Raw genomic sequence first — 21063 nt, 5'->3', positions numbered from 1 at the left:
ATGATGGCAATCTCACGCGCGGCCCTTACAGGGTTTGCCGCTGATCTGGGCGGCACTAAGACTGCCGCCGCTCGCATAGAAGGCGGTCAGGTGGTGGATCGCCGCGTCGTCACGACCGATCCCGACGCCGACCCCGACGCGCAAATCGCCGCCATCGCAGACCAGCTGACACATCTGGGCTACAGCAACGACGCGCCTCTGGGCGTGGCAGTCGCCGGTCGTGTTGACCGTGCGGGCATCTGGCATGCTGTCAATCAGGGAACACTGACTGCAGTGCAGAACGTCCCCTTGGCGTCGATGCTGACGGCCCGCTTGGGCAGCGCCACATGCCTGAACGATGCGGCTGCCGCCGCCCTTGCGGAAGGCGTGTTTGGCTCCGGCAGCCAAAGTGAGAACTTTGCCTATCTGACCGTGTCGACTGGCGTGGGAGGCGGTCTGGTGATCGCCAACCGACTGCTGTCGAGCTCCAACGGGCTTGCAGGGCACATCGGTTTTGTGTCCAGCCGCCTTGCCCGCGGACCTTGCGGCAGTGGTCGAATGGCGACCGTTGAGAGTATCGCGGGGGGGCGCGGCATCGCCGCCGCCGCCGCGGCGTCCGGTCACAAGAACACGGATGCTCGCGCCGTCTTTGCAGCCGCAGATGAAGGCCTCGACTGGGCCGACCGGATCATCGAGACCTCTGCCGCAGCGGTTGCAGCCTTGATCGGCGATCTGACGGCCATACTCGGTTTGGACACCGTAGCGATGGGCGGCAGCATCGGCCTTGCACCGGGGTATATCCACCGCGTGCAATCCGTTTTGCGCGAAGAACCAATTCTGTTTCGACCGCAGCTCGTTCACGCCGAGCTTGGACACGATGGGCCACTCATCGGTGCACTGGCGGCCCATTTGCGAAAAGACATCCCATGAAGGTTCTGATCCTCCCCGACGCGCAGGCCGCCGTTGCGCGCGCCGCTGACATCATCGCCACCACGATTGCGAAAAAACCCGACGCGGTTCTGGGGCTGGCGACGGGTGGCACGATGTTGCCGCTTTACGAAGTGCTTGCGCAGCGCCACCGGGAGGAGGGCCTTTCTTTTGCGCAGACCACCAGCTTCAACCTCGATGAATATATCGGCCTGACGCCGGATCACCCGTGCTCTTACCACCACTACATGCGGGATGCGTTTTTTCGTCATATCGACGTTGACCCGTCGCGCACCCATCTGCCAAAGGGCGACGCCGCTGATCCTCGGGCAGCCTCCGACGCCTACGAGGCGCTTATTGCCGAGGCGGGCGGGATTGACCTGCAACTGCTGGGCATCGGGCAAAACGGGCATATCGGATTCAACGAGCCAACCGCCAGCCTCGGGTCGCGCACGCGGATCAAGACGCTGACGGAAAGCACGCGGCGGGCCAATCAGAAATATTTCGCGTCGTTTGAGGAAACGCCGCGCTATGCCATCACCACGGGCGTCGCGACGATCTTGGACTCGCGCAAATGCCTGTTGCTGGCAACGGGGTCGGCCAAGGCCCATGCGGTCGCGAAGATGATCGAAGGCCCGCTTGCGGCGATCTGCCCGGCCTCGGCGCTGCAACTGCACGCGCGCGCCACGATCGTGCTTGACCAAGAGGCCGCCGCCGCACTGGCCTTCACGGATTACTACGAAACCGTTCATCCGCAGGGGCAAGCCAGTGCATTCGACTGATCCAGGCGCGACCCGCATCGTCGCGCGGCAGCTTTATGATGGGGTTGACCAGGGCCTGCGCCCGGACTGCATTCTTGAGATCGCACAAGGGCGTATCACCCAGATCCGCGCGGCGACGGCGCAGGATGCCCATGATCCCGGCGTCCGTGAATTTGACCTCGTGTCGCCTGGGTTCATTGATCTTCAGATCAACGGTGCGGGTGACACGCAGTTCAATTTTGAGCCCGACGTGCCTGCCCTTGATCGGATCGCAGCGGGCGCGCGGCGGGGGGGAACAGCCTACATCCTGCCCACCTTCATCACGGCGCATGGGCAAGACTACCTGCGGGCCATCGCCGCGGTGCGCGATGCGATCTCAGACGGCGTCGCGGGAATTCTCGGCGTCCATCTGGAAGGTCCTTTCCTGTCGCACAACCGCCCCGGCATCCACGACCCGACCGCGATCCGGGCGCTGAATGATCAGGATATCGAGGCCCTGACATCTGCCGATGCAGGCGTTGTCCTGCTGACGGTCGCGCCCGAGACCCTGCCCGACGGGGCCTTGGCGCGCCTGACGGCGGCGGACATAGTTGTCTTTGCGGGGCATACGGCAGCCAGCGCGGATCAGATCGCTACGGCAGAGGCGGAAGGCCTCACGGGCGTCACGCATCTGTTCAACGCCATGTCTCAGATCACCGGGCGGGAACCCGGCGTCGTGGGGGCAACGTTCGCGTCCCACTCCCTTTTTGCCGGGATCATCGCGGACGGCCACCATGTCGACTGGCGCAACGTGGCGATTGCGGCACGCCTGATGCCGGATCGCCTGTGCCTCGTGACTGACGCGATGCTGACATTGGCCGGAGAGGCGACAGAATTTGACCTGCACGGCGTGAAGATCACGCTGGAAGACGGCAGGCTGGCCAACGCCGAAGGCCGTTTGGCAGGCGCGCATATCAGTATGATCGACAGCGTTCGAAACATGATCACCCATGCGCAGTGCAGTGTTCCGCAGGCGTTGCGGATGGCCACAATCAACCCCGCTCGCTCCCTTGGGATGGCGGCCGAGGTCGGCACCTTGGGCACCGGCAGGTGCGCGACTTTGACCTGCCTCTCCAATGATCTCGAGGTGGAGGCGGTCATGATCGACGGGAAATTCCCCGATGAGACAATGACTTGAACCTGCCAATGCAGGTGCATTCGGGCGCGGGCCGCGCGGTCAACAGAAACAGAATAGAAGGACGGAAGAGATGCCAGACATAGGCTATGGGATTGTTGGTACAGGATATTTTGGCGTGGCCCTGGGGCGGGCGTTTCACGCGCTACCCAACGCGCGGGTTGTCTCGGTCTATGATCCAGAGAACGCCGCCCCCCTCGCCGCAGAGGTTGGCGCGTGTCAGGAAAGCTCGGTCGAAGCCCTGTGTGCAAGAGATGACATCGACGCCGTTGTCGTGGCGTCCCCCAACTGGGCCCACGCCGAGCCGGTGATCGCTGCCGCAAGGAACGGCAAGCATATATTCTGCGAGAAGCCGATCGCGCTGTCCTACGGGGACTGCTCGAAGATGTTGGCCGCCGCCAATGACGCCGGGCGAATTTTCATGGCGGGCCACGTCACGCAATTCATGAACGGCGTGCGCCACGCGAAAGCGTTGATCGCCGATGGCACCTTGGGTGATATCCTGTATTGCCGCGCGGTGCGGACCGGCTGGGAAGATGTGCAAACGGAGGTGTCCTGGAAGAAAAAGCGCGACCTCTCTGGCGGCCATCTCTACCATCACATCCACGAACTTGACCTCGTGCAGTCCATCATGGGCCCGGCCACAGAGGCCTTCATGGCGGGCGGCAATGTCGCGCACAAAGGCCCGCAATTTGGGGATGAAGACGATCTGCTGCTGATCACGCTCGGCTTTGGAAATGATCGGTTTGCCACCTTGGAATATGGCTCGGCGTTCCGCTGGCCAGAGCATTCCGTGCTTATTCAAGGCACCAAGGGCGCGATTTTCATCGACCTGCAGAAGGCTGGCGTAGAGCTCAAGACAGTCGACCGACAGGAGCGTTTTCTTTTGCACCGTAGCCAGGAAGAAGACGACGACAGGTCGAAAATCTACGCGGGCAACAAGACAAGTGGCCCGATCGTCTATGGCAATCCGTCATCTGAGGCACCGCTTTGGTTGCAGGGCATCGTAGAGATGGAAGTTGAGTATTTTCATGGGCTTATGCTTGGAGAGCCAATCAGCGAAGAATTCTCGGGCCTGACTGATGGATCGGCGGCAGCCGCAGCGATTGCCACGGCTGATGCCCTCAGCCTTTCGATCAAGGAGGGGCGCAAGGTGGGCGTTTCAGAAATCACCGGGCAGTAGGTCGCCCCGATTGACGCTGTCAGAAGAAGCCGTCTTTAACGAACCCTTGCTGGCGTCCACGGGGGGCGTGCTAGAGCCTCCCGTATCCAGGCCACATTGTTGTCCCACGCGACCTGACGTCCTTTATCTGATGACGGACGCCTCGCGCCCATAGTGCCTCAGAACGCCAATAACCTCTGGGACAGGGGGCTATCGTGGGTCTTCAAGGCTTCGATGACGGAAAAGTGGTGGTGAACGCTGTCAATCACAAGGTCAGTCTCTGCATCCAACCCCTGCCAAACGGTCGCCAGCAATTGTGCCTGACGTATGAATTCAGGCCGCTCCCCTCCGCCGGTCCAAGCCGTAATGCGGGCGTTAGGTACAGGGCGATGCAGGATCGCGCTTTCGGATGCGGCCTCAGCTTCATTCAGGTGCAGAGTGTCGTTCATCGCCGTGCGCAGAAGGGGCCTGAGGTCGTGAAGGCCGCTGATCGACACCACATTTTCGATCCGCGCGCGGGTCTCGGGCGCAAGCGGTGTGTCTTCGCACAGCATCCGCGTCACCAGATGACCTCCAGCCGAGTGCCCGGAAAGACGGATCGGCCCCGCCACGCGCGTTGCTGCCACTTCGATCGCCGCGGAAATCTGACGGGTCATCTCGGAAATGCGCGCGTCAGGGGCCAGCGTATAGCTGGGGAGTGCCATCGCCCAACCTGCGGCGCGGGCACCTTGCGCGAATTGCGTCCAGTGCGATTTCGACAATCGCATCCAGTATCCACCGTGAACGAACACAGCGAGGCCCTTGGGCGCCCCCTCGGGCCAGACGATATCCAACCGTTCCCGGGGGGCGTCGCCATAGGGGATATCGGTCTCAACCTGAACCCCACTGTCACGATAGGCTTCTGCCTCCGCGGCCCAGTGGGCGGGCAAAGCGTGCGACCCTGCCACGTGGCTCATGTTGTTGAACGCTGTGTCCCAATCCGTATGCATTGCTATTCGTTTGCCTCCGGTGGCAGGAAATCAACGTCATGGGCGGCAGAGACTTTCACGACTTCCTCCACATCCGTCATGTCGTGAAGCTGCTCGAAGAGGTCTTTCAGCTTGCCCGCCGGAGAGACCCAGAACAGCGCGCGGCAGGGTTTGTCGGACTTGTTGAAATACCCGTGCGGAATGCCTTTGGGCATGCACACCAGATCGCCGGCTTTGGCTTTGGTCCATTCGCCGTCCAGCTTCAGGTCCAACTCGCCCTCCTGCACCAGGATGAATTCATCCTGCGTGGGGTGGATATGGACGGGCACCGCCTGACCCGGCTCTGAGTTCGTCTCAAAGGCAAATGTCGAATCGCAATGGGCTTTGAGGTAATAGGTCTGTCCCAGAATGTTCAGCTTGGTGCCTTCGCCGTTGGCGGTGATGCCTTTGCTCAGATCAGTCATGTGATGTGTCTCCTTTTGTGTGCGCGCGCCGTTGAATGGCCGACCGCCGCGCGTTGGCGGTCAGCCTACCTTATCCAGCCTGATATTGCGGCGTCGATGCCAGGTACTGGCCGTAGGCTGCATGGTTTGGATAGCTGAATTGCTCAGCCAGCGGATTGGAGCGGGTTTTCTTCGTGGCTCCCATATCCGCCAGCAATTCATCGAAATGCTTGAAGTGGAACGGGGCCGAACACAGGCCGCCATAGATCTTGGCTGCGGGTCTTTCGTTGCGCTTCCAATCCAGCATCATCTCGATGTTGTCGTTCATATCCTGCTGGGACGGCATATTCGCCAGTTGCCCGTCCATGTAGCGCACAAGCCAGTTGGCGATCATCTCGGCCGACAGGACCGTGCAGAAGGACGAGTTGAAACCGACAAAGCCCATGTCCGGCAGGTCCGGGTTCACGGCAAGACGGTAGACACGGTACTGGCCGTCGTCCTCAATCAACTTCGCTTTCTCCGAGTCCGGCAAATAGGGCACGCCAAGCTTCCACCCCACGGCAAGGATCGACACATCCGCCTGCACCCGGTCGCCCGTTGTCATCACGATGTCTTTGCCATCATATTTCACGTAGGTGCCCTGGATCGGTTTGATCTTGCCGGATTTCAGTTTTTCAAACAGGCCCGGCGTGACAATCGGCACGGAACACGACACGTCCTTTTCAATCGGCGTCTTGGGGACCATGTTATATTTTTTCAGGCCCAGTTGCGCTTTCAGCAGAGTCTCCAAGCCACGAAAATTGGCCCAGACCAAAGGCTTGAAGGCCGCGGCAATCGCCCGTTGCAGGCCAGATTTGCCCCAGGTGTTGAATTGCTGCTCTTGGGCGCGGATGTAGAGAATACGCTTGAAGTTGATGCCCCCGACGAAATACGGGACGCGCCAGACGGGCTCCAGATAAACCCATGTCACCTGCGATGCGCCGTTCTTGGCCGCATTGACCGCGATATCGGTCGCAGACTTTGATCCGCCAAGCACGACCACGCTTTTGCCCTTCACAACGGCTGGGTCGGTATATTCTGACGAATGCATGACCTTGCCACCGGCCGTGACAAATTCTTCCTGGCCTGGATGGGTCAGGATATTCTTGTCCGAGAACTGGCCCGTACAAACGCTGACGAAGTCAAAGTCTTCGGTCCACTCGTGGCCTCCGGCCTCAAGGGTCAGGGTCCAGCCCCCCTCGGCGCGGCGGTCCATGGACTTGACGTCCGTGTTCAGGCGAAACAGGCGCCCCAGATCGTGCTTTTCGGCATAGGAATGCAGGTAAGCGTGCACTTGCGGACCTTTGGGCCATTCCGGGTAATCATCGGGCATCGGGTGATCGGTGAAACAGTACAGATCCTTTGGCGATTGCGTCTGCACATCGGGGTAGGACCGGGACAATTCCCACACGCCGCCAAAGTCATGGCTCCGCTCGAACCCACACACGCGGTGGCCGCGTTCATCAAAGGCTTTGGCAGCGGCCAATCCGCTGATCCCGCCACCGATGACTGCAACTTTCTTTCGCGTTACCATCGTTGAGGCCCCCTTATTCTGCGGGAGGTGGCAGGAAATCCACCTCGTTCATTGCGGAAAGGCGCACCAGCTCTTCGGGGTCGGTGACACCGTCCAGCAATCCGAACAGATCAAACAACTTGCGTGACGGGGCGACGCCGAAAACGCAGGTCGCGTCAGCACCAGAGCGGTTGAAGATGCCATGGGCCACCCCCATCGGCATGTGAATCGTATCGCCGGGACCCGCTTTGTGGACATCGCCGCCAAACTCGATCTCCAGATTGCCAGAGAGCATGTAAATCCACTCATCCTGCGTCGGGTGGATGTGCGGCGGCACGAATGTTTCGTCCGGGATATGTGCGTGCCAGATAAAGGCATTCGGGGTCAGCAGCTTGGGCGTATACGTATGCCCCACCACATTCCAGCTTTTGCCATCCATCCCGTCTGCGCTTGGCGTGATGCCCTGTTCCATTTTTTCAACCCTCTCTGTTGTGTTTGATCAAGACTGCCGCAAGATGCCCGCAGGCTTTATCCACATTGCGAATCCAAAATGTTTGAAGCTTGAAGTTTCTGAGAGAACGAGTAGCGTTTGCCTATGCAGACCCAAGCCTACCTTGATGATTTCGCGATCTTGAAGACACAGGACCTGTCCGAGGCCCGGGCCTCGGTTGCCGAAAAATACTGCGATCATCGGTTGGATCTGGTCCGGGGGCGCAAGTTGAACGTCCGCCACAATCATGTGCGGGGCACGCAGATTTCTCTGAACGTGCTTGGCTATGGCGGCGACGTGCGCATTAATCCCGGTGAGTTGCGCGATTTCTATCTGTTGCAAATTCCGGTCGCTGGAACGGCCCGCATTCGGCATCGCGATGAAACCGTGGATGCAAGTGTCTGGACGGGGTCCATCCTGAACCCCGATCGTCCAACAGACATGGAATGGTCCGCCGATTGCACCAAGGTCATGGTGCAGATCGACGCGGATTTCCTGAACCGCGTTGCCCGCGAAAATCTAGGAGCAGAGCTGCCCGGTTCAGTTCGCTTTGATCCCGCTGTCGACTTTGGCAAGTCATCGGGGCAGATGCTCCGTGACACCGTCATTTCGACCCTCAAGGCATATGAAACCGGCGCGATCAGCAGTGCGAGGCCCAATCTGAACACCCTCTGTCTGGAGCGTCATTTGGCCAGCAGCTTGCTCAGCCTGCAACCCAGCAATGTCAGCCAATACTTCGCCGTCACCAAAGCTCCCGTCTCTACGAAACCGCTCAAGCGGGCGATCGACTTAATGCAAACGCAGTACCACCGTGAACTTCGGCTCGATGATATAGCGGCTGCAAGCGGCCTGCACCCGCGGACACTGCAATTGGTGTTTCGCAATAACTTCGGCATGTCACCGATCGCATATCTGAAAATCGTGCGCCTCAACGCTGCGCGCTACCGGTTGTGCAAACGGCGCAACCGCGAAAGCGTCACCGATGTTGCCTTTGGATGCGGCTTTTCGCACCTGGGCCGCTTTTCACGGGACTATCGTGCGCTGTTTGGCCATGCGCCCAGCGACGCCAATTGACGCCCTTCAACGCCGTCCGGCACAGAACTGTTTGCTCTGTCTACTGACCTGCGCCCCAAGTTTTCCCACCTCGCGGTCAATGTCGCTTTCGGGACGCGCTCTGAACCTGCACCCATGCAAAACGACCGCGCATGTTGCTTTGCGATTGCAGTGATCTGTGCGACTGTTCTGACCATACCCCGTCCCCAATACCCGAGGCTCCCTTGACCGATCAGGACTTGATAGATTTGCGCCACAGGTTGCACCGCTCGCCGGAACTTGGGTTCGCGGAGACGGCCACCAAGACCTTGATCGCGCAGCATTTGCGCGCCTTGGGGCTAGAGGTGGAGGAAGGCGCAGGCGTTGTCGGTGTCTTGCGAAACGGCACCGGGAACCGCGCGATTGGGCTGCGGGCCGACATCGATGCGCTGCCGATCACCGAGACCAGCAGCCACGATTATGCCTCGCAAACGCCCGGCGTCATGCACGCGTGCGGCCACGACGGGCACATGGCGATGCTTCTGGGGGCCGCCGGGGCCTTGGCACGGGACCGGGACTTCGACGGAACCGTCGTGTTTGTGTTTCAACCGAACGAGGAACATGGCCTGGGCGCACAGGCGATGATCCGCGAAGGGGTGTTGGACCGCTTTCCGGTCGAGGAAATCTACGCAATCCACAACCTGCCCGGCGCGCCCGTTGGGCAAATCTCCACCCGTGTGGGGCAAATCTGCTCCAGTGAAAGCCTGTTTGAGATTACGGTCGAGGGGCAGGGCGGCCATGCCTCCATGCCCCATGTGGGACGCGATGCGATCACCATCGGGGCCGAAATTGTGCAGGCGCTGCAAACCATCGTGGCCCGCAAAATGCCCCCCGGGGCGGGCGTTGTGGTGTCAGTGACCGAGTTTCTGACCGATGGGCAGCGCAATGTGTTGCCGGGACGTGCCGTGTTGAAGGGCGACGTGCGGGCGCGGCTGCCAGAGCATCGCGAAGACGTCGCCCGCCTGATGCGCCAGATGGCCGAAGGGATCGGGGCGGCCCATGGGGTCCGCGTGTCCACCACGTTCAACACCGAATTCATCGAGGCGATCAACGCCGCCCTGCCGACCCAAGCGGTCATCTCTGCCGCGCAAACATTGGGGCTTGAGGCCATCGGCGACCGTGACCCGATGAGCTTTTCGGAAGATTTCGCCCATTTCTCGGCGGCGGTGCCGGGGTGTTTCCTACTTCTGGGGAACGGGCAAAGCGGGGCGCATGGGCAACCTCTCCATGCGTCGGACTATGACTTCAACGATGCGCTTTTGCCCATCGGGCGGGACTTCTGGGCGCAATTGGTGCGCGACCGTCTGCCAGCCTGACCCCCCGCGAACGCCCGCGTTACTGCGCCAGGTCCAATTGTTCCACCAACTCCCGCGTATCGCTGGCGAAAACGCGGATCACCTGGTCGTCGCCGACGATCACCGTGTAGCCATCCACCACACTATATCCCAGCGTGTTGACCCCCTCGGGGATGTCGAACACCTCGGGGTGGACCAGAATGGGCTGTCCATTATCACCCAACCGGATGACAAGCAGCGCCACGATGGTTATGACGCCGAGGATCATCACCGCGGTCAGCACCGTCACCAACATGCGCAGGAAGCGCAGGTTGGGGGGCAGGGGGCCGTCTTCTTCGGGAAAGTCTTCCGCCATGTCCGGCCTCACACGTGTCGTTTCAGTTACCATTGGACCCGAGCCGGGTCCGCGCCTTGATAAGGCACTGGCCCGCGCCGTGCCAGAGGCAGAGGCGATTAGCCGAACACGGTTGGCCAAACTGATCCCGGCGGGCGCCGTCACCTTGAATGGCGCGGTTCTGACGGACCCCAAGGCGAAGGTGGTCGAAGGCGACGTGGTCACGATCACTGTCGAGGAATCCGCCGAAGTGGAAACGGTGGCCGAGGATATCCCCTTGGACATTATCCACGAAGACGAAGACCTGATCGTGGTCAACAAGCCTGCCGGCATGGTGGTGCATCCCGCGCCGGGCTCGCCTTCGGGCACTCTGGTAAACGCGCTCTTGCATCACTTCGGCGGCAAGCTGTCGGGCGTGGGCGGCGAAAAGCGCCCCGGCATCGTGCACCGGATCGACAAGGATACCTCGGGGCTTCTGGTGGTGGCCAAGTCTGACCGCGCCCACCACGGGCTGGCGGCGCAATTCGCGGATCATTCGATGGAGCGGGAATATCTGGCGCTCTGCCACGGGGCCCCCGATGGCGCAGATCCACGCCTGCGCGGCGTCAAAGGCGTAAGCTTTGAGGGCTCTACCGTGAAGATCACGACGCAACTTGCCCGCCACAAGACCGACCGACAGCGCCAGGCGGTGCTGTTCACCGGGGGCCGTCACGCCGTGACCCGCGTGCGTGTGGTCGAGGCCCACGGCCCGGTCTCGCTGGTGTCGTGCCGTCTGGAAACCGGGCGTACGCACCAGATCAGGGTGCATATGTCCCACGCGGGCCATGCCTTGATCGGGGATCAGACCTATGGCGGGCGTCGGCGCGTCAGCGCCAAGGTGCCGGGGGCCGAGAAGTTGAACGCTTTCCCGCGCCAAGCCCTCCACGCGGCCACGCTGGGGTTCGTGCACCCGGTCACCAAGGAATTCCTGAGCTTCGAGGCCCCCTTGCCAGATGATTTCCGCGATTTGCTGGCGGCATTAACGTAATCGCAACAATTCTCGGCTAGACCGTCGCCTCGTTGGGTCGTCGCTATTTGTAACATGTGCGCAAATGCACGTTACTGCGCGCCCTGGCCAGTTGCCTTGTTTTTCCGAGAGGTTCATAGCCGGTGCATGAAATGTAAACGCGACCTCTTGAATTTAAGTTAATCGTATTTACATGGCATATCATACCGGAAAGCGCATCAACGCGCCCGGCCCGTAAATCGGGACAATCGCACGAGGGGAACCAGTCATGGCCAATTATGCAAATCTTCCCGCCCCAACGCCCGAGGGCGGACTGAATCGTTACCTTCAGGAAATCCGCAAGTTTCCGATGCTGGAACCTGAAGAAGAATACATGCTCGCAAAAGCATGGGTTGAAAACGAAGACACCGACGCGGCGCACAAGATGGTCACGTCCCACCTGCGTCTGGCGGCCAAAATCGCCATGGGCTATCGCGGCTACGGCTTGCCTCAGGCCGAGGTGATCTCGGAAGCGAACGTGGGCCTGATGCAGGCGGTCAAGAAGTTTGACCCCGAAAAGGGCTTCCGTTTGGCGACCTATGCCATGTGGTGGATTCGCGCCGCGATTCAGGAATACGTCCTGCGGTCGTGGTCGATGGTGAAACTGGGCACGACATCCGCGCAAAAGAAGTTGTTCTTCAACCTGCGCAAAGCCAAGGCCCGTATCGGCGCGCTGGAAGAGGGTGACTTGCGCCCGGAAAACGTCGCCCGGATCGCCAATGACCTTGGCGTGACCGAGACGGAAGTTGTCTCCATGAACCGGCGTATGTCGGGGGGCGATGCCTCGCTCAACGCGACAGTCGGCTCGGACGAAGGCGGCACGGCGCAATGGCAGGATTGGCTCGAAGATGAAGACGCCGATCAAGCTACCGAATACGCGGAGCGGGACGAATACCAAAGCCGCATGGCCCTGATGGCCGAGGCGATGGAGGTTCTGAACGAGCGGGAAAAAGATATCCTGACACAGCGCCGCTTGCAGGAAAAAGCCGTCACGCTGGAAGATCTGTCGGGCGTCTATGACGTCAGCCGCGAACGCATTCGCCAGATTGAAGTGCGCGCCTTTGAGAAGCTGCAAAAGCGGATGCGCGACCTGGCGCGTGAACAAGGCATGTTGGCCACCGCTTAAGGCAAAAGACAGGGCGCGTTTGCCCAAGGCGTGCCCAGACAAAAGGCCCATGCGGATCACCCGTGTGGGCCTTTTTCATGGCAGGGACGGGGCTGGACGGGTAGGGAAACCCTGTCTTTCGCGGCAGGGGGAACGGGGCCATAACTGTGCTCAGACAGCGCCCCACAACATTGGACACGCCCCATTCTTCGCCGCCTCTTCGCCCTCTCCAAAGCCGCCCCCAAGGGCTCTGTTGAAGAAGATGTCTTTGCCCTTCTCGCGGCCCTGCCGCAGTTCAGCATTGCCCGCGCCGCGCAACAGCCCCAGCGCGCAGACGCCTGATATGTCCGTGACCGCCATGCCTCCCGTTACCCCTGTACAACTCGCCTTGGTAAAAGCGACCCTCCCGCGCATCAGCCAACGGCCCGCCCAAGCCAAGGGTTAAGGCGTGACTGGGCTGGTCGCCGCCCGGACGGGCGGTTAAACTCTGCGCGACGCTTGAAAAAGGACGCCTTCCATGGCCCGAAATGATGACGAGAATCTAGACGGCCGCGTGAACGGCGAACAGCCCGAGGGCGCGCGTGACGCGATCTTGCAGCGGCTGCTGCATGTGGTGCTGATCGCCATCATGCTCAGTCTTGCCAGCACGGTACTGACAGCGATCACCGTGATCCAGTTCATCGTGATTGCCGTCTCCAAAGGCGAACCGAACGAGAGGTTGGCCGATTTCGGCACCGATCTGGGGATCTGGATGGCCAAGGCCGCCCGTTACCAAGCGGCGGCCTCGGACGTGAAGCCCTGGCCCTGGACCGATCTGGACTAGCGCCGCGTTACTCAATCAGTTCAACCGTGCCCGCAGAACTCGTAGCATGTTTTCGCCCATGACCGCGCGAACCTGATCGTCCGTCGCGCCCGCCCGCAGCAGGGCGTCGGTCAGGGCCGACAGCTCGGACGACGCGAACCCCACCGAAACCGATCCATCATAGTCCGACCCAAGCGACACGTGATCCACGCCAACCGCTTCAACCGCCGCCATAATTACGCGGGCGACCCCGTCGGGGCTGTCATCACAGGTCACATCGGCCCAAAAGCCGATCCCGATCACGCCGCCCCCTTGATCCGCGCCGTTGGCCACAATCGCCCGCATCAGATCATCAGGGAAATTGCGGTGCGCGTCGCAGGCCGACCGCAGGCCCGTGTGGCTGACAATCAGCGGAATATCCGTGGCGGCGATCACCTCACGGGCCACCTGTTCCGAGGAATGGGCAAGGTCCAGCACCATGCCGCGGGCCACGACCTCGGCCACGACCTCTTGTCCGAATTCCGTTAATCCTTGGTCGCCGACGCCGTGCAGCGATCCGCCCAATGCGTTGTCGAAGAAGTGGTGCGATCCGATGACCCGGTAGCCCGCGTCCTCCATCCGGTCGAGGTTGGCGATATCGCCTTCCAGCGCGTGGGCGCCCTCGATCCCCAACAAGCCGCCCACGACCTGCACCCCTTGGCTGCGAGCCGACAACAGCGCGTCCAGATCGGCCTCGGTGGTGATGACACGCAACGCGCCGTCCGAGGCGTCAGCGAAACCATGCAAACGCTCTGCCTGATACAGCGCGCGCTCGGCCAAGCTGTTCCACGTGCGCGTCGGCCAGAGCTGCGCCATGGCCAGCGTGGTGATGTTGTCGCGGGCATCGGCGGTGTTCTCATGGTAATTCTGCCCGGCCGGAGACTTGGTGACAGCCGTAAAGACTTGCACCGCCACGTTGCCGGTCAGAAGGCGGGGCACATCGACATGGCCGAAGGAGCTTTCGCGGTTCAGATCCCGGTTCCAAAGCAGGCTGTCAGCGTGCCAATCCCCGATGGTCAACGACTCGTGCAGGGCGGCGGCGTCATCGGAAACCGGGTAGGGGCCCTGCCAGTTCACGGCGTTGCGTTGGGATTCCACATAGCCCGGCCCAAAGGCCAGAAACGCCGCGAATAGCACGACCGCAAGCAGCAATAACCGCCCGAGAAACTTACCAAAAACCCGCATGTTCATCCTCCCCGCGATGTCATCGCAAGGTAGCCACGCCCACGCCCCATGCGCAAGGGCGATAGGGCAGCGATGGACGGCACGTCACCCCCCGCAGTACCGTGCCACCCCGGCCACAACCATGCGCGTCGCCTGCTCTAGCCGGTCGAAGTCGATCACCTCCGCGATATCGCGGCTGGTGCCGTAACGGGGGCTTGCCACGCCGCCGTCGTACAGGCCCATGGCCGGAAAACCTGCCGCCTCGAACGGCATGTAATCGCTGGACCATATGTTCGCGTGGGTCGTGTTCAGCGTCGTGTATTGCGCCGCGACATTCGCCATCAGCCGCCCGAACGCCACTGAGGCCGCATCGTTGCCCGCCACGGCGTTGCCCATGTCGTATTCCACGATCATCGGCGCGTTCGGGTCGGGCGGGCGCCATCCCAACATATCGAGGTTCACCATCATCTCGATCGGCCATCCCTCGGCCCGGGCGAATTCCGCCAATGCGGCCGAGCCGAAAAGCCCCTGTTCCTCGCCCGCAAATGCCACCGCGACGATGCTCTTGTTCAGCCCCGCGCCAGACAGGATGCGGTAGGCCTCCAGCATCGCCGCGACGCCTGTTGCATTGTCATTGGCGCCGGGCGCGTTGTTCAGAGGATCTTCCGAGGTGCTGTCGTAATGGGCTCCGATCAAGATCACGCCGCGTGTATCGCTGGCATCGCCCAGAATGAAATTGTGCCGCGTCTTGCCCGAGGGCATCTGGAACCCAAACCGCGTCACATCCCCCTGCAAGGCCATCAGATCGTGCATCCACCCCTCGACAGTCGGGAAGTTGGGATGGCCGGTGAAGCGCGTCGGAAAACGCGTCAGCCCGTGGACCACGTTGACCAGCGCGTCGGTCGAGACTTGATCGACCAGCCCCGCAATCGGATCAGCCTGCGCGGCCACGGGGCCGGACAACACGGCAGCGGCCCCACTCAGAAGAAAATGCCGGCGGTCCAGCGTCATAGACCCATCCGCATCGCGCAGGCGGCGCAGGATCACGCCGCCCGCAGTTGCGCTCACTCCATCGCCTCAAGCTCATCAATGAAGCCTTCAATCATGCTCAGGCCCTTGTCCCAGAACGCAGGGTCGCTGGCGTCGAGGCCGAAGGGTGCCAAAAGCTCCTTGTGGTGCTTTGATCCCCCCGCCTTCAGCATGTCGAAATACTTCTCTTCAAAGCCCTCTTCGCCTTCCTCATAGACCGCATAAAGCGCGTTCACGAGGCCATCACCGAAGGCATAGGCGTAGACGTAAAACGGCGAATGGACGAAGTGCGGAATATAGGCCCAGAAGGTCTCATACCCTTCCATGAACTCGAACACCGGACCAAGGCTTTCGCCCTGAACGCTCATCCACAGAGCGTTGATGTCATCGACGGTCAACTCGCCATTGCGGCGCGCGTCGTGCAGCTTGCATTCGAAATCGTAGAAGGCGATCTGGCGCACGACGGTGTTGATCATGTCCTCAACCTTGCCCGCCAGCATCACCTTCTTCTCGGCGTCATCCTTGGCCCCCTCCAGCATCTTGCGGAAGGTCAGCATCTCGCCAAACACGCTCGCCGTCTCGGCCAAGGTCAAAGGCGTCGATGACAGCATTTCGCCTTGCCCCGCCGCCAGGCGCTGATGCACCCCGTGGCCCAACTCGTGCGCCAATGTCATGACATCGCGGGGCTTTCCCAGGTAGTTCAGCATCACGTAGGGGTGCACATCCGTCACCGTGGGATGCGCAAAGGCGCCCGGCGCCTTGCCTTCCTTGACGCCCGCATCAATCCAACCATCGGTGAAAAACGGCTCGGCCAGCTCCGCCATGCGCGGATCAAACTCCGCATAAGCCTCCGACACCACACGCCGCGCCTCGTCCCAGCCCACGATCCGGTCCTCCGACATCGGCAGGGGCGCGTTGCGGTCCCAGACCTCCATCTTGTCGAGGCCCATCCACTTGGCCTTCAGCGCATAATAGCGATGCGACAGACGCGGATAGGCCTTGACCACGGCATCGCGCAGCGCCTCCACCACTTCCGGCTCCACATGGTTCGCCAGATGCCGCCCGGCCTGGGGCGAGGGCAACCCGCGCCAGCGGTCCCCGATCTCCTTTTCCTTGGCCAGCGTGTTGTGGATGCGCGCAAACAACGGCGCGGTCTCCTCGAACTTCTCGGCCAGCGCCCGCGCGCCCGCCTCACGGCGCGTCCGGTCACTATCGGTCAAAAGGTTCAGGGTCGCTTCAATGCCCATGCTCTCGCCATCGACCTCAAACACCAGACCCGCGATCTGCTCATCAAAAAGCTTGTTCCAAGCCGACGACCCCACGACCGAGCTGTCGTGAAGAAACTTCTCCAACTCATCCGACAACTGGTAAGGCTTCATCGCGCGCATCCGGTCAAACACCGGCTTGTAGCGCGCCAGGTCGTCGTTGCCCGCCATCATCGCGTCATAGACGTCATCCTCGATCCGGTTGAACTCCAACGAGAAAAACACCAGCGGCGTCGTGTAGGTGGTGATCTTGTCCTGCATGTCGGACATGAACTTCGCCCGCTCGCCATCGGTGGTCTTCTGGTAATAGCGCAGGCCCGCAAAGGACATGATCCGCCCGGCGATCATCTCGATCTTCTCATAGCGCCGCGTGCATTCCAACAAACCCGCCGCGTCCAGATCAGCCAGTTTCCCCTCGTAATCGGTGGCAAACGAGCGGCACGCCTCCTCCAACCAATCCAGATCCCGCTTCAGATCGCTCGCGTCCTGGCCTTCATAAAGGTCGCTCAAATCCCACTCCGGTAAACCTTCAAACGGCGCGCCTCCGGTGTCAGATACAGCATCGCGGGCGGGGGCGGGAAACGACAGGCGCATGGGAATTCCTCTTAAAAACAGGCGTCGCCACAGATATGCGCCCGCGCGGCCAAGGTCTCAACCCGCCCCTTCATCTTTTCTCAAATATCGCGGGGGTAGGCGTGTTTTCCTTGGGAAAACCGCCAAGGGGGCCGCGCCCCCTTGCGGCGCGTAGCGGCGCCTATAGCTCGACCTCTCCGTCGTCACCCACCTCAGGCACAAACTCAGGCGCATCAGGGGACCGGCGGATAATGATATCGCCATTGGGCAGACGCTCGGGCAACTCGTACGAGGTCACATCGTCCATCAACTCGCCCATCCGGTTCAGGAACGGCAGCACTTCATCCTCAAAATACGGCCGCGCCTCTTCCAGCATCGGGCGCATCTCTTCCATAAACCCCTCGAATATCAGCCGAGTCCCTTCGCCCAACAGGCCAAGACCCTCGCTCAAATCACTGTCATCTTGTGCGGCTGCGGGTGCTGCAATCGCGAGCGCGCCAGCCAAAATCCCTACGGAGACTGCGTGTTTCATAGGACCAACATGGGGGCAGGTCCCCCCTCAGATCAAGTCGAGCGTTACGGGGAAATGATCGGACGCCGTCAATAACGCCCCGTGCAAATCCTTTCGCTCCCAACACTCGGGATCATCAAACGGGTGCCAAATCCGCCACTTATCCGCCCGAGGCCGCAACGCGGGCGACACCATGATGTAATCCAGCAGCGCCTGTAGATACCGGTTTTCATGGCGCTTGAAAAACCGTGCGGTCGTGGGCGCGGCGGACAGTTTCGACTGTAATGCTTCGGCCGCGTGGGGGTCATACAGCCGCCGCTCCGCGGGCTCTGCTGTCCCCAGCACAATCTCCAGCCCCGATCTCCCAAACAGCGCCTCATATTCATCCAGCCCCGGCCCGTCGTTCAGGTCTCCGGCCACGATCAGCGCCTCGCCCGCGTCCAGATGCGCCGCCACCCGGCGGCGGAGCCAGATGCATTGGGCCAATTGCTTGCGCCGGTTGGCAATCGCCAGCCGCATGACATCGGCATCGGTCACCGCCCCGTGGGGGGCCTTGGATTTCACATGGGCGCCAATCAGCCGCAGCGGCCCCACAGGCGTTTCCAGCGCGGCCTCCAGCGGCGGCTTCGAGAACCGCACGAGATCTTCGGTCGCGTCGATATCCAGATCAATCGCGAATTCGCCATCAAACTGCGGTGCGCCCGTGGTCAGGGGATCATGGCGGGCGGTGATGACATCGGGATCATAAAGCAGCATCAATTCCTGCTGCGTCGTATTGGGAAACCCCATTAAGGCGTCACGTGCACGAAGCCCTGCATGGACCGCGAAGTTGCGTAACGCCACCGTCCCATCGCGCCCTCGACTGGTGTCCGGGGCCTCCACCACCAGAATCGCATCGGCGTCGAGCGCCTGAAACACGCGGGCCAAAGCGTCGATCTGGGCGGCCCGTGTGACGTTCCAGCGCCCCGACCAGCCGTCATCGCGCAACAAGGTCCCCGCGTCGTCAAACAGCTTGAAGAACCATTCCACATTGTAGGTCGCAATGCGCATCTCAGGCCATTTCTCGGCGGCTGTCCTGAATCTCGTCCCACGCTTGGTTAATCGCCTGCATCCGCCGTTCGGCCATCTTCACGGCCTCTTCCGGCACGCCCCGCGCAATCATCTGATCGGGGTGCATCTGGCGCACCTCGGCCCGGTAGATCGCTTGAATTTCATCAAGGGGCGCATCGGTTGCCACCCCCAGAACGCTGTAAGGATCGGGCGCCATGTCCGGCACATGCTGCGCGCGCAGGCGGCGGAAGGCGATGTCATCCATCCCGAAGATCTCGGCCACACGGGCCAGGAACGCGTCTTCCGCCGGGTGGTAATCGCCATCGGCGGTGGCGATGTGGAACAAACCCTCCATCAGGTCGCACAACACGCTGTCGGCGCCGCAGGGTTTGCCCTCGACCCGGAACATGCCTGCGATCCGGCTGGCGTAGTGCTCAAACCCCGCCACGTCTTCGCGTGCCATGTTGAAGACCCGCGCCGCGGCGGGTTCATCTTCGGGGGGGATGTGGAACACGCGGCGAAAGGCGGTCACCTCGTCGCGGGTCACCAGCCCGTCGGCCTTGGCCATCTTGGCCGACAGCGCGATGACGGCAATGGTGAAGGCCACCGTGCGCTCAGGCGGGGTGCGCAGGCGCTCAAAGACCTCCGACAGGCTTTCACCTTGGCGTAGGGCCTCCAGCGCCTCGGATATGCGGGTCCACAGTGACATGGGCCCAGTTTACCCGCAGCAACCCGAAAGCGGCAGAGCAAAAGCGCATGTTCACAATGATTTCACACGGATTTGCCCGTCTTTCACACGGACTTGCCTGTCAAAGCAGCTCAACCATTAAGATGAGGTCCACAAACCGCCCGAACCTGGCCCCTGCTGCGGGATGTCTCCGACCTGCTCAAACCCCAGTACCCGGTGAAAAAGACGCCCGCCCGGTTTTCACCCGTCATTCACGCGACAAGGGATGGGTTTGCCGCCGCTCTCGCGTGTTTCACAGGGCCAGAACCGCCGCCGCGCCGCTGGCACGGGCCCGTTCCATCACAAGCTCACGTCGCCCGACGGCGTGCTCAACAGCGCCTCTATTCGGGCCGTTTCAGCGGCGAGGACGATGACGCGTGCGTCACGGAGGAGCGGCCCGAGCGCCGCCCGAAGGGCGTCCGCGTCGGGGGAATGCAGCCGCAATTCCTTCAGCCGCACGCCGCTATCTTGCAGCAAGGGGGCCGGGTGCGCGTCCCCGTGCCATTGGATCAGCGCCGGAAACAGCCCCTCAAACGGCAGCTTCCCGTCCTTGGGCACCGCCATGGACCAGCGCAAATCCCCGCGCTGCAACCGCCACGGAACGCCAACACCTTCGGGCGCGGCGGCAATCGCGGCCTCGATATCGGGGCAGCGGCAGATCCAGTTCGTCACCCGCGTCTGGCCCTTGAAATTATCAAGGTTGAACCAGCGCGGCTGGTCTGGCCCCGGGGCCTCGGGATTGACGGCGATCACCTCGAAATATTCTTCCGGCCCAAAGGACAACAGGCGATTGTGGGTGCCCATGTCGGGGTGCTCGCCACCGGGAAGCAGCGGTTGGCCAAGGGCGGCTTCGACGTCTGTGACGCCACGGGGCAAGGTCTCGGCAGAGACCGCGATATGATCGAAGGTCAGCATGGGCCTAGTCGTAACCGATGCGCCCGGCGTCGGAAAGCACCTAGCACTTGCGCCGCCCTTGGCGTCTGATGCCCCCATGATCCAGGACCTCAAAGCCACTGCGCGCGCCGCTGCCTTCGCCGCCCGCAAAGCCGCCCACGCCAAGGCCACGGCCACCGTGCCTTCGGCGACAGCGCATCTTCTGGCCGCCATCGGCCCGGCCGAGGGGCGCATTATCGCGGGCTATATGGCGATGCGGACCGAGCTTTCGCCGCTGCCCGCCATGGCGGCGCTGCACGGGGCCGGTGCCCGCATCTGTGTGCCGATCATCAAGGCGAACGGCCAGCCTCTGGCGTTTCAGGAATGGACGCCCACAACCGCGATGATCCCCGGTGCATTCGGCGCGTCGGTCCCGGCCGAGGGCGATTGGTTGACGCCTGACACGCTGATCGTGCCGCTGGTGGCCTTTGACGCGCGGCTGAACCGCTTGGGCTATGGCGGCGGCTTCTATGATCGCACGCTGGAACAGCTTCGCGCCGCCGCCCCCACGCGGGCCATCGGCTTTGCTTTTGCCGCGCAAATGCTGCCCGATGTGCCGCAGGAACCCACGGATCAGCCGCTCGATGTGCTGATTACCGAGAACGGCCCCCTTGCCGCCGAGCCCGCGCGGGCCTAAGCCCTT

The 21063-nt window shown here is 61.8% G+C and carries 23 protein-coding genes; 10 read left to right on the top strand and 13 right to left on the bottom strand.

Features of this window, described 5'->3' with window-relative positions:
* The 4 genes from AADW23_RS17960 (at window position 1) to AADW23_RS17945 (ending at window position 4024) form a co-directional block, all read left to right on the top strand.
* A complete protein-coding gene (locus tag AADW23_RS17960) occupies window positions 1-909 on the top strand; it encodes an ROK family protein (protein WP_341862316.1) in 909 nt (302 codons plus the stop codon).
* Complete coding sequence (gene nagB, locus AADW23_RS17955) at window positions 906-1688, top strand: glucosamine-6-phosphate deaminase (protein WP_341862315.1); 783 nt, start codon at window positions 906-908, stop codon at window positions 1686-1688. Before AADW23_RS17960 ends, nagB begins: the two co-directional genes overlap by 4 nt.
* A complete protein-coding gene (nagA, locus tag AADW23_RS17950) occupies window positions 1675-2844 on the top strand; it encodes an N-acetylglucosamine-6-phosphate deacetylase (RefSeq protein ID WP_341862314.1) in 1170 nt (389 codons plus the stop codon). Before nagB ends, nagA begins: the two co-directional genes overlap by 14 nt.
* A gap of 70 nt (window positions 2845-2914) precedes the next feature.
* Window positions 2915-4024, top strand: a complete 1110-nt coding sequence (locus AADW23_RS17945) for a Gfo/Idh/MocA family oxidoreductase (RefSeq protein ID WP_341862313.1) — start codon at window positions 2915-2917, stop codon at window positions 4022-4024.
* Between the two features lie 158 nt (window positions 4025-4182).
* Here the strand turns inward: AADW23_RS17945 and AADW23_RS17940 are convergent, their stop codons facing one another.
* The 4 genes from AADW23_RS17940 to AADW23_RS17925 form a co-directional block, all read right to left on the bottom strand.
* A complete protein-coding gene (locus AADW23_RS17940) occupies window positions 4183-4992 on the bottom strand; it encodes an alpha/beta hydrolase (RefSeq protein ID WP_341862312.1) in 810 nt (269 codons plus the stop codon).
* A 2-nt stretch (window positions 4993-4994) separates the two neighbouring features.
* A complete protein-coding gene (locus AADW23_RS17935) occupies window positions 4995-5435 on the bottom strand; it encodes a cupin domain-containing protein (RefSeq protein ID WP_341862311.1) in 441 nt (146 codons plus the stop codon).
* Between the two features lie 70 nt (window positions 5436-5505).
* Window positions 5506-6987 carry an NAD(P)-binding domain-containing protein gene (locus AADW23_RS17930; RefSeq protein ID WP_341862310.1) on the bottom strand — a complete coding sequence of 494 codons (1482 nt, stop codon included), beginning with the start codon at window positions 6985-6987 and terminating at the stop codon, window positions 5506-5508.
* A gap of 13 nt (window positions 6988-7000) precedes the next feature.
* Complete coding sequence (locus tag AADW23_RS17925) at window positions 7001-7438, bottom strand: cupin domain-containing protein (RefSeq protein WP_341862309.1); 438 nt, start codon at window positions 7436-7438, stop codon at window positions 7001-7003.
* Between the two features lie 123 nt (window positions 7439-7561).
* Here AADW23_RS17925 and AADW23_RS17920 point away from each other — a divergent pair, with 123 nt between their 5' ends.
* Window positions 7562-8530, top strand: coding sequence for an AraC family transcriptional regulator (locus tag AADW23_RS17920; protein WP_341862308.1), 969 nt, complete (start codon window positions 7562-7564; stop codon window positions 8528-8530).
* 203 nt (window positions 8531-8733) lie between these two features.
* Complete coding sequence (locus tag AADW23_RS17915; RefSeq protein ID WP_341862307.1) at window positions 8734-9864, top strand: amidohydrolase; 1131 nt, start codon at window positions 8734-8736, stop codon at window positions 9862-9864.
* Window positions 9865-9883: 19 nt separating this feature from the next.
* On the opposite strand, the gene AADW23_RS17910 is transcribed toward AADW23_RS17915, so the two are convergent.
* Window positions 9884-10198, bottom strand: coding sequence for a DUF6476 family protein (locus AADW23_RS17910; RefSeq protein ID WP_341862306.1), 315 nt, complete (start codon window positions 10196-10198; stop codon window positions 9884-9886).
* Between AADW23_RS17910 and AADW23_RS17905 the strand changes: the two genes are divergently transcribed.
* Together AADW23_RS17905 and rpoH are read left to right on the top strand one after the other, a co-directional pair.
* Complete coding sequence (locus AADW23_RS17905) at window positions 10197-11204, top strand: RluA family pseudouridine synthase (protein WP_341862305.1); 1008 nt, start codon at window positions 10197-10199, stop codon at window positions 11202-11204. The two genes, AADW23_RS17910 and AADW23_RS17905, sit on opposite strands and share 2 nt — an antisense overlap.
* Window positions 11205-11451: 247 nt before the next feature.
* Window positions 11452-12348 (top strand): RNA polymerase sigma factor RpoH, encoded by an 897-nt coding sequence (gene rpoH / locus AADW23_RS17900; RefSeq protein WP_341862304.1) that lies wholly within the window; start codon window positions 11452-11454, stop codon window positions 12346-12348.
* 150 nt (window positions 12349-12498) lie between these two features.
* Here rpoH and AADW23_RS17895 read toward each other — a convergent pair whose 3' ends face one another.
* A complete protein-coding gene (locus tag AADW23_RS17895; protein WP_341862303.1) occupies window positions 12499-12687 on the bottom strand; it encodes a hypothetical protein in 189 nt (62 codons plus the stop codon).
* Between the two features lie 157 nt (window positions 12688-12844).
* On the opposite strand from AADW23_RS17895, the gene AADW23_RS17890 reads away from it, so the two are divergent.
* Window positions 12845-13150: a DUF4389 domain-containing protein gene (locus AADW23_RS17890; protein ID WP_341862302.1), complete on the top strand. Its 306-nt coding sequence runs from the start codon at window positions 12845-12847 to the stop codon at window positions 13148-13150.
* Window positions 13151-13165: 15 nt separating this feature from the next.
* Here the strand turns inward: AADW23_RS17890 and AADW23_RS17885 are convergent, their stop codons facing one another.
* The 7 genes from AADW23_RS17885 to AADW23_RS17855 form a co-directional block, all read right to left on the bottom strand.
* Window positions 13166-14353, bottom strand: coding sequence for a membrane dipeptidase (locus tag AADW23_RS17885; RefSeq protein WP_341862301.1), 1188 nt, complete (start codon window positions 14351-14353; stop codon window positions 13166-13168).
* Window positions 14354-14437: 84 nt separating this feature from the next.
* Window positions 14438-15400: a M20/M25/M40 family metallo-hydrolase gene (locus AADW23_RS17880; RefSeq protein WP_341862300.1), complete on the bottom strand. Its 963-nt coding sequence runs from the start codon at window positions 15398-15400 to the stop codon at window positions 14438-14440.
* Complete coding sequence (locus AADW23_RS17875; protein ID WP_341862299.1) at window positions 15397-17220, bottom strand: M3 family oligoendopeptidase; 1824 nt, start codon at window positions 17218-17220, stop codon at window positions 15397-15399. The genes AADW23_RS17880 and AADW23_RS17875 overlap by 4 nt, the downstream gene beginning before the upstream one ends.
* 160 nt (window positions 17221-17380) lie before the next feature.
* Window positions 17381-17731: an AAA+ family ATPase gene (locus tag AADW23_RS17870; RefSeq protein WP_341862298.1), complete on the bottom strand. Its 351-nt coding sequence runs from the start codon at window positions 17729-17731 to the stop codon at window positions 17381-17383.
* 27 nt (window positions 17732-17758) lie between these two features.
* The gene (locus tag AADW23_RS17865; RefSeq protein ID WP_341862297.1) at window positions 17759-18760 is read right to left on the bottom strand and encodes an endonuclease/exonuclease/phosphatase family protein; all 1002 of its coding nucleotides are present in this window, start codon (window positions 18758-18760) and stop codon (window positions 17759-17761) included.
* Between the two features lies 1 nt (window position 18761).
* Entirely contained in the window at window positions 18762-19469 is a 708-nt protein-coding gene (locus tag AADW23_RS17860) for a molecular chaperone DjiA (protein WP_341862296.1), read from the bottom strand.
* Window positions 19470-19787: 318 nt separating this feature from the next.
* On the bottom strand, window positions 19788-20402 hold the full coding sequence (locus tag AADW23_RS17855; protein ID WP_341862295.1) for a VOC family protein: 615 nt from the start codon (window positions 20400-20402) through the stop codon (window positions 19788-19790).
* Between the two features lie 76 nt (window positions 20403-20478).
* Between AADW23_RS17855 and AADW23_RS17850 the strand changes: the two genes are divergently transcribed.
* Complete coding sequence (locus AADW23_RS17850; protein WP_341864357.1) at window positions 20479-21057, top strand: 5-formyltetrahydrofolate cyclo-ligase; 579 nt, start codon at window positions 20479-20481, stop codon at window positions 21055-21057.
* Window positions 21058-21063 lie beyond the last annotated feature (6 nt).

The organism is Gymnodinialimonas sp. 57CJ19 (assembly GCF_038396845.1).
Classification (GTDB): domain Bacteria; phylum Pseudomonadota; class Alphaproteobacteria; order Rhodobacterales; family Rhodobacteraceae; genus Gymnodinialimonas.
This window is presented reverse-complemented; position numbering and strand designations above follow the sequence as displayed.

Coding starts and splice junctions, on each gene's coding strand:
- AADW23_RS17935 (WP_341862311.1), bottom strand. CDS start 5,435: ATGACTGATCTGAGCAAAGGCATCACCGCCAACGGCGAAGGCACCAAG.
- AADW23_RS17850 (WP_341864357.1), top strand. CDS start 20,479: ATGATCCAGGACCTCAAAGCCACTGCGCGCGCCGCTGCCTTCGCCGCC.
- AADW23_RS17885 (WP_341862301.1), bottom strand. CDS start 14,353: ATGCGGGTTTTTGGTAAGTTTCTCGGGCGGTTATTGCTGCTTGCGGTC.
- rpoH (WP_341862304.1), top strand. CDS start 11,452: ATGGCCAATTATGCAAATCTTCCCGCCCCAACGCCCGAGGGCGGACTG.
- AADW23_RS17925 (WP_341862309.1), bottom strand. CDS start 7,438: ATGGAACAGGGCATCACGCCAAGCGCAGACGGGATGGATGGCAAAAGC.
- AADW23_RS17865 (WP_341862297.1), bottom strand. CDS start 18,760: ATGCGCATTGCGACCTACAATGTGGAATGGTTCTTCAAGCTGTTTGAC.
- AADW23_RS17940 (WP_341862312.1), bottom strand. CDS start 4,992: ATGCATACGGATTGGGACACAGCGTTCAACAACATGAGCCACGTGGCA.
- AADW23_RS17860 (WP_341862296.1), bottom strand. CDS start 19,469: ATGTCACTGTGGACCCGCATATCCGAGGCGCTGGAGGCCCTACGCCAA.
- AADW23_RS17960 (WP_341862316.1), top strand. CDS start 1: ATGATGGCAATCTCACGCGCGGCCCTTACAGGGTTTGCCGCTGATCTG.
- nagB (WP_341862315.1), top strand. CDS start 906: ATGAAGGTTCTGATCCTCCCCGACGCGCAGGCCGCCGTTGCGCGCGCC.
- AADW23_RS17870 (WP_341862298.1), bottom strand. CDS start 17,731: ATGAAACACGCAGTCTCCGTAGGGATTTTGGCTGGCGCGCTCGCGATT.
- AADW23_RS17945 (WP_341862313.1), top strand. CDS start 2,915: ATGCCAGACATAGGCTATGGGATTGTTGGTACAGGATATTTTGGCGTG.
- AADW23_RS17875 (WP_341862299.1), bottom strand. CDS start 17,220: ATGCGCCTGTCGTTTCCCGCCCCCGCCCGCGATGCTGTATCTGACACC.
- AADW23_RS17910 (WP_341862306.1), bottom strand. CDS start 10,198: ATGGCGGAAGACTTTCCCGAAGAAGACGGCCCCCTGCCCCCCAACCTG.
- AADW23_RS17920 (WP_341862308.1), top strand. CDS start 7,562: ATGCAGACCCAAGCCTACCTTGATGATTTCGCGATCTTGAAGACACAG.
- AADW23_RS17930 (WP_341862310.1), bottom strand. CDS start 6,987: ATGGTAACGCGAAAGAAAGTTGCAGTCATCGGTGGCGGGATCAGCGGA.
- AADW23_RS17895 (WP_341862303.1), bottom strand. CDS start 12,687: ATGGCGGTCACGGACATATCAGGCGTCTGCGCGCTGGGGCTGTTGCGC.
- AADW23_RS17890 (WP_341862302.1), top strand. CDS start 12,845: ATGGCCCGAAATGATGACGAGAATCTAGACGGCCGCGTGAACGGCGAA.
- AADW23_RS17905 (WP_341862305.1), top strand. CDS start 10,197: ATGTCCGGCCTCACACGTGTCGTTTCAGTTACCATTGGACCCGAGCCG.
- AADW23_RS17855 (WP_341862295.1), bottom strand. CDS start 20,402: ATGCTGACCTTCGATCATATCGCGGTCTCTGCCGAGACCTTGCCCCGT.